Raw genomic sequence first — 14149 nt, 5'->3', positions numbered from 1 at the left:
CGGCCTGAAGCAGCAGCGAACAGGCCAGCGTCGTGACGACTGCCACACGGAGCGAATCCAAAGCGAAGTAAACCATCGACGCATTGCTGCACAGGACCAGCCCCACGAGCCGACAAAAAGATGAAGTGCAACGCCGTTCTCCTGGTTTTCGCCAGATCATGTTGCGAGCTCGTCGGCCGCAACATGCGTCTGGCAGTTCTTGGGGCAGACGCGGCCGCAGGCTCCGCAGCCGATGCAGCGGCCGGCATCATCGACAACCATGATCATGCGATTGAGCTTGCCGTCGAAATCGTCGTCCTCGTCATCGCAGGGGCCGAGGATTTCACCCGCATCATCAACGCCGTGAAGATGCATGACATCGCGCGAGCAGACCTTGAAACAACGGCAGCAGCCGATGCAGATTTGCTATCGATGGAGGTCAGGTACGGCGGCATCCAAATGGAGCCGTCACGGGTGGTGAATGTGCGCATCATCCTAAATTCTTCATTGAAGCGAGTTCTCTCTTGGCAACATCCAACTCGGCATAAACGGCTTGGGTTTTCTCGGCGACTTCCTGTATGTCGGCCCACTTGCCCGGCAGACCCTCGACAAGGTCCTGCAATGCCATCTTGGCAATAGCTGCACGCAACTGGAGCTTTCGGACTTTCTTCCTCATCTTATCTAGGTCTGACATAGATCCTTCCTGGAACAATGGTTTTGTTGATGCGCTCCATCTCGGGCTAGGCTTCAATGGCTGCAGTCGCATCGTCGACCAGTTTCGTACCGGCCTCAGCAAGTTTGCGGAAAGTCTCGAAGCCGAACCGGTGGACGTCTCGACAGAACGCCCAACCGCTGGAAGCCCCCACGGGTTTCATTTCTATTGTCGGCGACGTCGACACGCCGGAGCGCTCCTCGATCGCAAGCGCTACGGCGGTGTAAAACATGTCGAGCCTCCACAGCGCGTCAGGATCGGGATCGCCGCCAAAGGGTACCGCACGTTGCTGTTGCTTGGTGATGATGAACTCGGCCAGCAGCTCGGCATCCGAATGGCCTTCCCATAAGCCGAAGGAATCCTGAGTACGAATGAGCCGCAGGAGGCATTTGACGAACGGGGAAGCAAGGGCCTCGTCGTCCTTGTGGACAGCAGGGCCAACCGGAGGAATTTCGTTGTTCGTCATTTCAGTCTTCGTCTTCGAGGTACGATTTCCTTTTCCTGCGATGCCCACTCCGGGTCGGCTTGCGTGGCCGACGAATGGCTTGGGCGGGCCAACCCCAAGAGTGCCCCGTGGCCGACCTCGACATGTCCACGAGTGCGAGACCTGCGGCGCGAATTCGCGGCGCACATTGTCTGCGCCGCGATCCGACCGGTGGTCAACGCAATTGAAATCCAACCTGCCGCAAGCCGCCGCCCTGCTGCATCGACATACTTGCTGCGAAGAGAGCCTCGATGGGCGGATTGGCCAGTGTTCAATTCCAATTGTCAGTCCCTTCGCGATTCTTGCTCAGGAAGTGACTGCGTTTTGAGTTTCGGGTGCCTTCTTTTGCGGAGCCACACAAAGATCCGCGTGACAGGCAGGCTCACCCGTGTAGTTGGCCAGTGCTTCGAGCAATGGGGTAAGATAGTACTGTTTGGTGTGGTCCGGAATTGGCCCCAGCCGGTCCACCGATTTCAGTGCCACCTCGATCAACTCGATTGCGCGATCTTTGTTGCCGCTCTCGTAATAATACTGAGCTACCGGGAGGTACCGGAGGTACTTAAACGGGCCATCGCCGTTCGGGGGATTGAGTGCCAGTATCTGTTCCGAGAGCTCGTTGCCCATCGCAAAGCGCTCCGCGCGCGGAAGATGGGAATTGTCCATCGTGGGATCGAAGAGTTGGTTGAGGGCCAAGGCCATCCACGACACCGCGTCGGACGTTTTGTCGATCGCGTCCTCGACCAATTCTCGCATGACCGGCATGCCGGTCTTGATGTCGCGCAGCTTGTGAAGCAGAAGATCCGCATGAATCTGCCGGAACTCACAAGAGTCTGGCATCAAGGCGAGGCCTTCTTCGATGGCCAAGAGCGCCGCCGTCCAATTCTCGGCCTGCATCGCCGGCTCAAGTTTGGCGTATATCGGCCCGGTAAGCGACATTTCGCGCGCTGCAAGTTGGTTATGCGCGATGCGCTTTGCATCGGCGGCTTTCGCTTCATAGCTGCTGCGCCAGCTGCCGTTAAGGACTTTCGGCAAAACGTCATCGAGTTCCGCCGGGTGGCCGATAAAAGCGATGTGGCCGTCGCGGTCGACCACGAACGAGGTGGGAATCCCAATCGAAGAGCTGGGATCCATCCAGAGCTTGTTCATTTCGCCAATGTAATCGAACCCGATACGATAATTCAGATTCGGGAACTCCTCGGTCAGCCAGGCATCCACGTTGGTCCGCGCCTCGTCTGCGGTAGGACCCTGTTCGCAGGCGGCAACTCCGACCGCCTCAAATCCGCTGCCTTCATATTTCTCCTGCAGTTCGATCAAATGGGGCATGGCGTCGACACATGGTCCGCACCAAGTCGCCCAAAACTCAACGAGGTAGACCTTGCCGGGCCGAAAGTTCGTGAGGGGCTCGCCACGCAGCCAGTTCTCCACTTTGATCGCAGGAGCCGGGGACCCCATACGCAGTTCCATCTTGGTGTCCAAAGTCATTCCACACCTTTCGTCTCTTTTGTCGCGGAATATTTTCCAGTCAAAATCGGACACGGTCTCGAGGGCATCGCTCCCTCTGGCTTGCTTCAGCGAAGCTCTCACCGTGTTGCCGCACATCAAGCTGCAACGGAGGTGCCAATTCCCTCAGCTCCGGTAAGCGGCGGGAAATGCTTTGAAATTCTCCACGAGGCCAAATGCGGCCGATTGTCGTGAACCCGACATGTCTTCTGCCGCTGTCGGGTTTCGCCCTATCACTCTTGAGAGCTTGGACGGCTCGCCTGTGATTAGACTGGCCTCGGTCCTCGAGCAGTGGCAGTTTGGCGCCAGTTCGAAAGCGCGAACTCGCCGGCTTGGTCCTCGTGCCGCCACCGCCGCGTGTGGATTCTTGCCCCGGAGTCAAAATTCGCCTCGCGGTTGCCAACGGCGGCATGCGCTCAATGCGCGTGGCGTTGAGCACCGACAGCACGTAATGGTACCAATTAGTGGATGCCCGTCGCTGCCTCCACTTCTCCAGCCAAGCGCTCGAACGACGCTACCTACCCACGTTCGAGCGCGACCGCGGAATCGCAGACTGCCGAACGTCAGCCGTTGCGAAAGGTGTAGCCGTACCCGTTGATCGCCGGTGCGCCGCCTAGATGTGCGTAGAGGACCCTCGATCCCTGTGGAAAGAAGCCCCTCTGGACGAGGTCGATCATCCCTTGCATCGATTTGCCCTCGTAAACGGGGTCCGTAATCATGCCCTCGAGCCGCGCGCACAAACGGATTGCCTCTTTGGTTTCCTCCGATGGAACGCCATAACCCGGGTACGCGTAGTCCATGAACAACACCACGTCTGCCTCGACAATTTCCGCTCCGAGGTGGACGAGCTTCGCTGTATTTTGGGCGATGCCAAGCACCTGCGCCTTGGTCTTGGCGGGCATGGCGGAGGCATCGATACCGATCACGTTGCGCTGTCGACCATCCTTGGCGAACCCGACGAGCATGCCGCCGTGGGTTGAACCAGTCACCGTACAGACGACGATATAGTCGAAGGCAAACCCAAGCTGCTCTTCCTGGGCACGCACCTCCTCAGCGAACCCCACATAGCCCAGGCCGCCGTATTTGTGGACAGAGGCGCCGGCAGGTATCGCATATGGCCTGCCGCCCCTTGCCTTGACTTCATAAAGTGCCTTTTCCCAGCTGCGGCGGATGCCGATGTCAAAGCCCTCGTCAACCAGGCGCACCTCTGCCCCCATGATGCGGCTCAAGAGGATATTGCCGACCCGGTCGTAGACAGCATCATCATGTGGGACCCAGCTCTCCTGGACCAGGAGGCATTTCATGCCGATCTTGGCGGCGACCGCAGCGACCATGCGCGTATGGTTGGACTGCACGCCACCGATTGTGACGAGCGTATCGGCATCTGACGCGATCGCGTCGGGCACAATGTATTCGAGCTTGCGCAGCTTGTTTCCGCCGAACGCGAGACCGGAGTTGCAGTCCTCGCGTTTGACGTAGATTTCCACCTTGTCGCCCAGATGCTTGCCGAGGCGGTCGAGCCTCTCGATCGGCGTGGGTCCAAAGGTGAGCGGATAACGTTCGAATTTTTCCAGCATGCTATCTCCAGCAAAAAAGTACCTGAACCTGCTACGCACCGGTCAGCCCAGGGGTATGGTCGCGTGTTAGCCGAACACAGATTCCCTATACGATCAGCTCAGTCATCAGAGGGTGACCAAAATTGGTGTGGGTCTGAGCACTGATCCTGTCATCCGCGCATCAAAGCAGCAGCACATGCTGGGCATTCGACCAAGCCGGGACACAGCTGAAAATTGCATTCCGCAGTTGATCAGAGTCAGACGACTGGTACCCGAGCTTTCCTGTAACCATCGGCATGCTGGCCCCTGTGGCGAGTTCCACGAGCGCGGCTAGAGGACTGCCAGATCAGAAAGAGCACGCGGCCGAAGTAGCCGGCCTGAAGCAGCAGCGAACAGGCCAGCGTCGTGACGACTGCCACACGGAGCGAATCCAAAGCGAAGTAAACCATCGACGCATTGCTGCACAGGACCAGCCCCACGAGCCGACAAAAAGATGAAGTGCACGCCGCTCCCCTGGTTTTCGCCAGATCATGTTGCGAGCTCGTCGGCCGCAACATGCGTCTGGCAGTTCTTGGGGCAGACGCGGCCGCAGGCTCCGCAGCCTATGCAGCGGCCGGCATCATCGACAACCATGATCATGCGATTGAGCTTGCCGTCGAAATCGTCGCCTCGTCATCGCAGGGGCGAGGATTTCACCCGCATCATCAACGCCGTGAAGATGCATGACATCGCGCGAGCAGACCTTGAAACAACGGCAGCAGCCGATGCAGATTTGCTATCGATGGAGGTCAGGTACGGCGGCATCCAAATGGAGCCGTCACGGGTGGTGAATGTGCGCATCATCCTAAATTCTTCATTGAAGCGAGTTCTCTCTTGGCAACATCCAACTCGGCATAAACGGCTTGGGTTTTCTCGGCGACTTCCTGTATGTCGGCCCACTTGCCCGGCAGACCCTCGACGAGGTCCTGCAATGCCATCTTGGCAATAGCTGCACGCAACTGGAGCTTTCAGACTTTTTTCCTCATCCTATTTAGGTCTGACATAGATCCTTCCTGGAACAATGGTTTCTTGATGCGCTCCATCTCGGGCTAGGCTTCAATGGCTGCAGTCGCATCGTCGACCAGTTTCGTACCGGCCTCAGCAAGTTTGCGGAAAGTCTCGAAGCCGAACCGGTGGACGTCTCGACAGAACGCCCAACCGCCGGAAGCCCCCACGGGTTTCATTTCTATTGTCGGCGACGTCGACACGCCGGAGCGCTCCTCGATCGCAAGCGCTACGGCGGTGTAAAACATGTCGAGCCTCCACAGCGCGTCAGGATCGGGATCGCCGCCAAAGGGTACCGCACGTTGCTGTTGCTTGGTGATGATGAACTCGGCCAGCAGCTCGGCATCCGAATGGCCTTCCCATAAGCCGAAGGAATCCTGAGTACGAATGAGCCGCAGGAGGCATTTGACGAACGGGGAAGCAAGGGCCTCGTCGTCCCCGTGGACAGCAGGGCCAACCGGTTCATGAGGAATTTCGCTTTTCCCCAATTTCAGTACTCCTCTTGAAGGACGATCTCTTTTTCTGCGATGTGTGGTTCGGGCGCTTGCGTGGGCGGGGAATGGCTTGGGCGAGCCGATCCCACGCAACAGTGTCCCGTGGCCGACCTCGAGCACGTCCACCAATGCGAGACCTTTCACCGCGGCGCGAACGCCTGCGCCGCGGTTCGACCCGAGGTAAACGCAATGGAAATTCCACCTGCCGCAAGCCGCGCACTTTTGCGGCATCGACGTTATTGCTGCGAAGTGCGCCTGGGCGGGCGGATTTGCCAATTCCAATTGTCATGCCCTTCGCGATCCTTGCTCAGGAAGTGACAGCGTTTTGAGTTTCGGAAGTCTTGTTTTGCGGAGCCACACAGAGACCCGCGTGACAGGCAGGCTCACCCGTGTAGTTGGCCAGGGCTTGGAGCAACGAGGTGAGGTAGCGCTGTTTGGTTTGGTCCGGCACTGGCTCCGAATGGTCCAGCGATTTGATTGCCACCTCGATCAACTCGATCGCCCGGTCCTTGTTGCCGCTCTCGTAATAATACTGAGCGACCGGAAAGTAACACCCGAATTTAAAGTCTCCATCGCCTTGCGGAGGATTAAGTTCCAGGATCTGTTCGGAGAGCTCCTTGCCCATCGCAAAGCGATCATCATGCGGAAGATGGGAGTTGTCGATCGTGGGATGGAAGAGTTGGTTCAGCGCCATCACCACCCAAGACATCGCTTCGAACTTTTTGTTGATCGCGTCCTCGACCAATTCGCGCATAAGCGGCAAGCCGGTTTTGATGTCGCGCAGCTTGTGAAGCAGAATATCCGCATGAACCCGCCGAAAATCAAAAGAGTCTGGCATCACGGCGAGGCCTTCTTCGATGGCCAATAGTGCCGCTGCCCAATCCTCGTCCTGCATCGCCGGCCCAAGTTTGGCGTATATCGGCTGACTCAGCGACGATTCGCGCACACGCGAGATTCGCTTTGCATCGACGGCTTTCGCTTCATAGCTGCTGCGCCAGCTGCTGTTAAGGACTTTCGGCAAAACGTCATCGAGAGGTGCCGGGTGGCCGATATAAGCGATGTGGCCGTCGCGGTCGACCACGAACGAGGTGGGAATCCCGAACGAAGAGCTGGGTTCCAGCCAGAGCTTTTTCATTTCGCCAGTGCAATCGAACGCTGTCCGATAATTCAGATTCGGGAACTTCTCGGTCAGCCAGGCATCCACGTTGGTCCGCGCTTCGTCCGCGGTTGCAGCCTTTTCGCAAGCTGCGACTCCGATAATCTCAAATCCGCTGTCTTTATATTTCTCCTGCAGTTCGATCAAATGGGGCATGGCGTGGACACATGGTCGGCACCAAGTCGCCCAAAATTCAACGAGGTAGACCTTGCCGGGCCGAAGGCTCGTGAGGGGCTCGCCACGCAGCCAGTTCTCCACTTTCAGCGCAGGAGCCGGGGACCCCATACGCAGTTCCATCTTGGTGTCCAAAGTCATTCCACACCTTTCGTCTCTTTTGTCGCGGAATATTTTCCAGTCAAAATCGGACACGGTCTCGAGGGCATTGCTCCCTCTCGCTTGCTTCAGCGGAGCTCTCACCGTGTTGCCGCACATCAAGCACGGCAAAGGGCATGCCAACCCTTCTTAGCTTCGGCAAGCGCCGGTACCGCCTTGAATAAGCGAGCCCTAACACGGCCAGCTGACGTTAACCTGAATGTCGGCTTTCGACGGCTCACCTTAGCGGCTGCCGTTTAGGAAGGTGAGAGTTTGGCTGGCCCGCTGGCGATAAGACCGGCTTCGGCGTCCTGGAGTAGTCGCACTTCGGCGATGGGGTCGAAAGTGCGGGAGAGGCTCGGTACCCTTGCAGCCACCGCCGCATGTGGCCCGGCGTCATAATTCGCGTCGCGGTTGCCAACGGCGGCGTTGGGCTCGATCCACGTGGCGTTGAGCCCGACAGCACGTAAAGCTGCATCGTGATTGAATGCCCTTTGCTGTTTCACGCCAAGCAGGAGTCGCGCGACGCTACCTTGCTCAAGCGCGAGCAGAGCGATCTGACGCCGTAGGAATATTGCTCGTCCCGCTTTTGCCGCCAGAGGCGGAAATCTTTCCTGAATGCCACCGCCGATCATCAATATCGACGAATCATATCCCGCTGCCCATTTGTTCGACTCCGAGGTCGGGCCAGCACTCCGTCAAGGGACGGTTGATGAACCCTAGATGCTCGGGATTGGCGCATGGCGCGCGCCGCAGAAGGCTGTCAAGGATGCGGCGCGCTCGCCAGGCCAGCAGCCCAAAGTTCGGATCAGCCAGCCCGCGCTGTCCAAGGCAGGCGTTCTGAACGAAAAGGCGTCGGTCTCGCGGTCCGTCCCAGTACACCGAAAAATCCTCGCCGATGGCGAGCTCATTGCCGATCTGTTCGAGGCGATCTGCGATCGGTTCTAGGAAACCCGGCAGCGGTTTCTCGTACCCGGTGGCCAGGATGACGATATCGGCGGTTACTTCTCCGATGTTGTCCAAGCCGCGTTGCAGCGTGAGCCTGTGCCCTGCTCCGGCATTGATGCAGCGCGACACGTTGCAACTTGGCCGCAATGTGATCTCGCATTGGTGTGGCTCGAGAAAGGCGTGGTGGTAGAGCGCCTGATAGACCGCGCGCAACTTGCTTTCTGAAATGCCCTCGGAGGCAAGCGCGAAACGCCGCAGGAACAGCTGTCGATGCACCTCGCTCATCGCAGCAAAACGATCCGAGAAGCATGGCGTGAACAGCCCGTTTGTGAACGCGTGGTCGTCGAAAGGCATCTCGCGCGTCAAAACCCATGTGATCGCCGCGGGCCGCCGTTCTTTCGGCCGGCCGACAAGGTGCAGTAGCAGCTCGGCTCCCGACTGTCCGCCGCCAACAACGCAGACATGCTTTTTTTGCACCTCAGGATTGATGTGGGCCAACTCAGATGAGTGGAACAGGTTGGGTCCAGTCCAGCCATGAAACTGAGGCGGAATTTGCGCCTGCTTGCCTATGTCGATGACGAGGTTTCTTGCATCAAGGACCGCGTTGTCCGTCCGCACGCGAAACTCGCCGTCAAAGCGGATTTCGCGAACGGCCTCGCCGCCACGGACAAGCGGATTCTTCTGGAACGCCCAGTTGAGATATTGGGCGAACTCGGCTCTAAGCACCCCGTGAAATTGCGCATTGAGGAAATTGTAAAGACGCCCGTTCTCGTGGAGGTAGTTTACGAATGTGTAGGCTGATCGCGGATTGACCAGAGTAACCAGATCCTGGAAGTGGCCGACCTGGAGCTCCGCGCAATCGAAAGCGCTGCCTGGATGTCCTCGGAAATCGACCTCCCGGTCCAGGAACAGTGCCCCTTGCGCAATCTCTTCCTGTATCTGACACGCAAGGCTCAAATTAGATGGTCCAGCACCCACACCAATACAAAAGAGGTCCACTTATCCTTACTCCTCTAGGAGTGTTTTCCAACTCAGCGGCATGTTGACGTCGATCGCCGGGCATTGAGCAATGCGAACCTCACAGGCATGCTTGAGCCGCGGTCCCGACTGAGAGGACAGCAAAAGCGTGTGCCGCCTTCCAGGTCTTGGGCTCAATGTCGGCGGCATCGACAGCGGCGCGGCGTGATCCGAACCCAAGAGCAGAAGGAAAGTGTGTGATGCTGTCGCGCGGCTCTTCCGGATCTTACGGCGGCTTCTAGCGCCGGCCTCCACCCCAGGAGTGGCTGTTTCCCTGCCACGACGGAAGCGGCTCTTTCTTTCGAGGGGCGTAACCATGGATAACGGCTCTTAATGCTTTCGGAGACTCCCATGCATGCGGCGTGCCGGATAAAGATCTGTCAAACCAACGAGTTCGCGCAGTTCCAGCTCGTCTGGAATCCGACATTGTCGCACGCCCGACGATCGGGCAGGGGAAGCTCCGCGGCAGCGGCCCTTGCACACCGCAGGCTGACAGGGACAGCCGCCGATTTGACGCGCGTCCGGGTACTGATAAGGGGCCTTCCAACAGGGTTCGCGCACGAGGCGGGGTCTCCTGGTACACCCGCCCTGTGGCTTGGCTGCGGTCTGCTGCAGCCGTTCGTCTTTACTGCCCGTTGCGGACGATCTCGCACGAGTTGGTTCACGAGAGCGTCGTGAAGCAGTCGAGGCGTCCGGTTTGGCTCTGACAAGCGTCGCAAGATGTTCGCGGATCCAGCCATGTCTCCGCAATCCGACCGGTAACCGACGACGACTTCGGACTGGTTGGCGGTCCTACGACCTGATCGGTGTTCCTACGGAGCTGATCAGCGAGCCAAAAACAGCGGCAATGTGGTCTTCCCAAAGCTCCAGCTCGGCGGACCGCCGAAAATCCGCTCACGCAGCCCACGGCTGCCATAAGCACCCATGACCATCATGTCAGCACAGATGTCGTTCGCGTGCTGGGTCAGCACTGTGCCCGCCGATTTGCCGGCGCTCTTAAGCAGGTCAACGGAGACCCGAGCACCGTGCCGAGTAAGATAGGCAGCGATGTCAGCTCCGGACTGCGCGCCTTTCCCGTTGTTTTGCGCCTTTGGATCGACCATAGCGACACAGACTTCCCTGGCAGCGGATAGGATACTAAGAGCTTCCCGAACCGCACGCGAGGCCTCTACACGCGAATCCCAGCCGACCAGCACGCGTCGAGGCGACAGCGTCGCCTTAACGCCCTTCGGCACGATGAGCACCGGCTTTCCGCTATCGAACAAGCAGCCGTTGACAACAGGAGGTCCGAGAGTCTCATCGTTGAGGAGGTCTCCTCCAACGATCGTCAGGTCAGCGCAGAGCGCCCGTTGTCGTGCCACTTCACCGAGGCTAGCCGGATCGCAATAGTCGGTGTCAACGTCACAGGAAAGCGACATAGCTTTCAGCCTTTTGAGGATATCCGCGGACCGTCTTTCCATTCTGGTCACGTCCTGTGAAAATTTCTCGATTTGCTGAAATCGATAGTTCGGTACTGCAATTGCCTGTGCACGTCCTGTATTCCATTCGGGGGGCGGAGACGACATCAAGAGCAATGGAGGCGGTATAATGAGTACCGATAGGTGCGCGCCGACCTCGGCACACAGTCCGGCAGCTGTTGTGAGGTCCTCATCAGAATGATCAGCACCCGTCACACTGAATATGCTTTTAAATTCCATTTGCCTGCTTCTCCTGGTCTTCGTTAGGAGCGCCTCAAAGCGGCAACACCGCTCTCAGGAGGAAGAGAGAGCGGCACCACATTCGACCACCGATTTCAGTCGTCCGGCTTCTCGAGCGAGTAGCCGACCGACCTGACGGTGCGAATGACGCTGCCGGGCAAGGCCGTTTTCAGCGCCCTCCTGATTCGGCTGATATGGACATCGACGGTGCGTGCACCGACATGAATGTTGGGCAGCCAGGCCGCCCCGATAAGCTCGTCCCGGCTGAAGACCTTGCCGGGGGCCTCAATCATAAGCCGCAGCACGTTGAAATCGATCCGTCCGAGATGGATGTCGTGGCCATTACCGCGAACCCGATGGGCATCGAGCTTCATCTCCAGGCCTCCACAACAAATCCAACTGTCGTTTTCAACCCCGTTCGGACCACGCTTGGTCAGCCCGAGCCTCGCCCGCAGGCAGTCGAGCAGCTTGGCCGGAGCCACCGGCCGCACAAAGCTCTCAACGCCTGCCTTCAAGAGATCGAGGTGCTGGTGCTCGGCGCCAGGCGCGATCAGGGCGATGATAGGCAGGTCGGTGGTGCGCGGTTCCCGCTTGAGGTGGGCGCAAATTGCGGACCCGTTTATGCTGGCTGGGTCGCAATCCAGCACTACGGCCTGAAGCTCCCGTTGTTCGGCCAAGGCCAGCGCAGCCTTCGCGCCGTCTGCCGTCTCACTGCTGAAACCGTCAACCTCCAGTATGTGGCTGTAGAGCAGATAGAACTCGGCATCTTGCGAGCAGATCAGGACCAGCGGCTTCTTCATCGGCGATACCCCAACAACCTGGTCGGCCTCGAGTCCCTGGATCGAGGGGACTGGCCAACATAGTTTCTCGGGTCCGTCATGATGGCCTTTCTCGAAAATCGCGCCCATCATGCCAGCGCCACGTGGGGAAAGGTTTCGATGACTGAAATCGCATCGTCGACCAGCTTCGTACCGGCCGTGGCGAGCTTCAGGAGCGTCTCGAAGCCAAACCGGTGGACATCGCGCAGCGTTTTGGACAAAACGACCAGCCGTCCGGTCGTGAAAAGCACCCGACCAAAACCCTCATGGCTCACCTGGATCATCGGCGATGCCATAAGGCCGCAGCGCTCCTCGATCGCAAGCCCGATGGCGGCGTAGTACTTGTCGAGCCTCCACAGCACGTCGGGATCGGGATCTCCGATGATTGGGATCCCTCGGCGCTGTTCCTTGGTAATGATGAAGTCGCCCAGCAGCTCAGCGTCCGCTTTGCGTTCCCACGAGCCATAGGAATCCTGAGAACGGATCAGCCGCACGAGGCATTTGACGAACGGGGTGCAAAGAGCCGCCTCGTCTTCGGCGACAGCTGGGGGGATTGCGGGGTCAGGCATTGGCGTCCTCCTCTTTTCAGTCCTCGTCCTCGAAGGACGGTTTCTTTTCGGCAATGCCCGCTCGCGCCAGCACCTTGCGCAGCCAAGGCGGAGGACACGTCCTGAGCATCATCTGCGTGCGCAAGAGCACCTGTGGGATCGATTGGGGCTCCGCCACTTTGATCGGGTGGATTTTTGCCGCGACAAGCTTGGCTGCCGAAGGGCCGCCAATTGCCAGACAAAACAGGATCTGACAGCCCTTGAGCGCATCCACCTTTGGCGTGATGCGATCATCGCGCTCGGCCCGATGCTCCCCGCTTTCATCGGACACGTCATCGAAGGCCACGGCTTCTACGAGATTCCATTCCTCGCGCGTCACGTCGTAGACAGCAAAGCGCCTGGCCGACCCGAAATGGGCATTGAGGTCCTGCATGTCCTGAGTGGCGATCGCAACGCGCAATGCGCCCTTACGTCGTTCAGGCATCGGGGCGAAAACCTCATTACTGACCAGCGAGAGGCGGCGAACAGCGTTCATCGTGATATTTCTCGATTACGGAGTGGATCAAGCGCCTCAGGAGTGGGCGCGTGTTGGTTGGCCTGGAAGATGCTGGCGACCTCGAAGATCATGTCGCGGGTGCCCTGATAGAGAATTGCGAGCTTGTGCTGGCTGCCTAGTCGATCGAAGACCGGGAACCCGATGCGCATGAGCGGAATTCCGAGCCGCTCCGATGCCTGGCGCCCGTGCGAATGCGTGACAAGCAGGTCAGCACCGACGGCAAGACTTTCCAGATCGCCGAGATCGCCGATCTGAACCGAAACCGCCGGGACTTTCTTGAGAATTTTAGACCTGTCGGTCGTTGTGACGGCCGCGGCTATCTCGGAGCCGAGACCAGCAAAGAAGGTTGCAAGTTGGAACAGCTGGTCTGGTTCGGCAGCGATGGCAATTTTCTTGCCGCCGAAATGGAAATGTCCGTCGAGCATCGCGTCCTGCAATTGCGCCCGGCGCCGGCGCACGCGGGCCGGTACCGCCGCGCCCGAAATCGAAGACAGCAGCGACACGAAGCGGTCCGTGTCCTGCAGCCCAGTCAGTGACTGGAACAACACGTAAGGCACGCCGGTCAACCCGAGCAGCGCTTTCGCCGGGCGGCGCATGTGCTCACCGATGGCGATGCATCGCATGGCCGTACCCAACTCGCGAATGTCTTCGACGCTGGTGCCGCCGTATGTGGTCGCTACCCAGCGGTCAGGAACCGTACCGTCGAGCGAGCCTGAAATGTCGGGCAGAATAACCGGCTTGAGCCCAAAGCTTTCAACCATGTCCCGCATATGCTCGATGTCGGCGACAGAGAGGTTGCATCCGGGTAGGATTGCGATCTTCTTCGGGTGCCGCGCCCGTTCGCCCGAGCGCGTAATCCCTTCGATCATTGCGGTGACTGCCTTGGCCCAGCCCTCTTCGATCGCGCCGTCAAAATCCGGCGTGTTGGCCAGCACGACCTCCGTACCCGCAAGCTGTTGCGTGTGCTTCCGCATGATGTTGGCAATATCACCCGCGCAATCTTCGCCACGCGTCTCCACCAGCGCGGTCGTGCACACCCCGATCAGCGTTGGCTTCGTGCGGTTCTTGAGGTTGAGGATCGCCTCTTCCAGATGGTCGGCTGCGCCGAGGATGGTCGCCACCTCATCCATCGCCGTAGTCTGCAAGGGAATCGTTTCTTTGAAGTGCCGCACGAAGAGAACGAGCGCAAAGCTTGTGCAGCCTTGGCTGCCGTGGAACAGCGGCATCGCACCGTCGACGCCAAGAAAGGCAAAGGCGGCACCCAGCGGCTGCGACGACTTCAGCGGGTTGACTGCCGCCGATTTGCTCTGGGGAAGGATGCGGGCCAT

At 58.9% G+C, this 14149-nt stretch carries 15 protein-coding genes and 2 pseudogenes; all 17 read right to left on the bottom strand.

Annotated features, from left to right (window positions below; translation table 11 throughout):
- Positions 1 to 156: 156 nt before the first annotated feature.
- Positions 157 to 473, bottom strand: a pseudogene (fdxB, locus tag EN869_RS32555) (ferredoxin III, nif-specific).
- Positions 470 to 673, bottom strand: coding sequence for a CCE_0567 family metalloprotein (locus tag EN869_RS32550; protein WP_063169367.1), 204 nt, complete (start codon positions 671 to 673; stop codon positions 470 to 472). Before EN869_RS32550 ends, fdxB (EN869_RS32555) begins: the two are co-directional and overlap by 4 nt.
- 46 nt (positions 674 to 719) lie before the next feature.
- Positions 720 to 1157, bottom strand: coding sequence for a DUF269 domain-containing protein (locus tag EN869_RS32545; protein ID WP_126097329.1), 438 nt, complete (start codon positions 1155 to 1157; stop codon positions 720 to 722).
- A 324-nt stretch (positions 1158 to 1481) separates the two neighbouring features.
- The gene (locus EN869_RS32540) at positions 1482 to 2639 is read right to left on the bottom strand and encodes a TlpA disulfide reductase family protein (protein WP_126097328.1); all 1158 of its coding nucleotides are present in this window, start codon (positions 2637 to 2639) and stop codon (positions 1482 to 1484) included.
- A 599-nt stretch (positions 2640 to 3238) separates the two neighbouring features.
- The gene (locus tag EN869_RS32535; RefSeq protein WP_024505903.1) at positions 3239 to 4252 is read right to left on the bottom strand and encodes a 1-aminocyclopropane-1-carboxylate deaminase; all 1014 of its coding nucleotides are present in this window, start codon (positions 4250 to 4252) and stop codon (positions 3239 to 3241) included.
- A gap of 236 nt (positions 4253 to 4488) precedes the next feature.
- On the bottom strand, positions 4489 to 4680 hold the full coding sequence (locus EN869_RS35345) for an exopolysaccharide production repressor protein (protein ID WP_127230899.1): 192 nt from the start codon (positions 4678 to 4680) through the stop codon (positions 4489 to 4491).
- 79 nt (positions 4681 to 4759) lie between these two features.
- Positions 4760 to 5074: pseudogene (gene fdxB / locus EN869_RS32525) on the bottom strand (ferredoxin III, nif-specific).
- On the bottom strand, positions 5071 to 5229 hold the full coding sequence (locus EN869_RS32520) for a CCE_0567 family metalloprotein (protein ID WP_224571204.1): 159 nt from the start codon (positions 5227 to 5229) through the stop codon (positions 5071 to 5073). Before EN869_RS32520 ends, fdxB (EN869_RS32525) begins: the two are co-directional and overlap by 4 nt.
- Before the next feature lie 90 nt (positions 5230 to 5319).
- Positions 5320 to 5748 carry a DUF269 domain-containing protein gene (locus tag EN869_RS35340; protein ID WP_063170387.1) on the bottom strand — a complete coding sequence of 143 codons (429 nt, stop codon included), beginning with the start codon at positions 5746 to 5748 and terminating at the stop codon, positions 5320 to 5322.
- A 328-nt stretch (positions 5749 to 6076) separates the two neighbouring features.
- On the bottom strand, positions 6077 to 7222 hold the full coding sequence (locus tag EN869_RS32510; RefSeq protein WP_126097326.1) for a TlpA disulfide reductase family protein: 1146 nt from the start codon (positions 7220 to 7222) through the stop codon (positions 6077 to 6079).
- Between the two features lie 272 nt (positions 7223 to 7494).
- The gene (locus EN869_RS32505) at positions 7495 to 7875 is read right to left on the bottom strand and encodes a hypothetical protein (protein WP_126080606.1); all 381 of its coding nucleotides are present in this window, start codon (positions 7873 to 7875) and stop codon (positions 7495 to 7497) included.
- Between the two features lie 10 nt (positions 7876 to 7885).
- Positions 7886 to 9184 carry a SidA/IucD/PvdA family monooxygenase gene (locus tag EN869_RS32500; RefSeq protein WP_063169368.1) on the bottom strand — a complete coding sequence of 433 codons (1299 nt, stop codon included), beginning with the start codon at positions 9182 to 9184 and terminating at the stop codon, positions 7886 to 7888.
- Between the two features lie 842 nt (positions 9185 to 10026).
- A complete protein-coding gene (locus EN869_RS32495; protein WP_127230841.1) occupies positions 10027 to 10899 on the bottom strand; it encodes a universal stress protein in 873 nt (290 codons plus the stop codon).
- Between the two features lie 95 nt (positions 10900 to 10994).
- Positions 10995 to 11699: a response regulator transcription factor gene (locus tag EN869_RS32490; RefSeq protein ID WP_245454716.1), complete on the bottom strand. Its 705-nt coding sequence runs from the start codon at positions 11697 to 11699 to the stop codon at positions 10995 to 10997.
- A 107-nt stretch (positions 11700 to 11806) separates the two neighbouring features.
- Positions 11807 to 12286: a NifX-associated nitrogen fixation protein gene (locus tag EN869_RS32485; RefSeq protein WP_024505267.1), complete on the bottom strand. Its 480-nt coding sequence runs from the start codon at positions 12284 to 12286 to the stop codon at positions 11807 to 11809.
- A 16-nt stretch (positions 12287 to 12302) separates the two neighbouring features.
- On the bottom strand, positions 12303 to 12800 hold the full coding sequence (gene nifX, locus EN869_RS32480) for a nitrogen fixation protein NifX (protein ID WP_126097324.1): 498 nt from the start codon (positions 12798 to 12800) through the stop codon (positions 12303 to 12305).
- The gene (gene nifN / locus EN869_RS32475) at positions 12797 to 14149 is read right to left on the bottom strand and encodes a nitrogenase iron-molybdenum cofactor biosynthesis protein NifN (protein ID WP_126097323.1); all 1353 of its coding nucleotides are present in this window, start codon (positions 14147 to 14149) and stop codon (positions 12797 to 12799) included. Before nifN ends, nifX begins: the two co-directional genes overlap by 4 nt.

It is taken from the genome of Mesorhizobium sp. M2D.F.Ca.ET.226.01.1.1 (assembly GCF_004022705.2).
Classification (GTDB): domain Bacteria; phylum Pseudomonadota; class Alphaproteobacteria; order Rhizobiales; family Rhizobiaceae; genus Mesorhizobium.
This window is presented reverse-complemented; position numbering and strand designations above follow the sequence as displayed.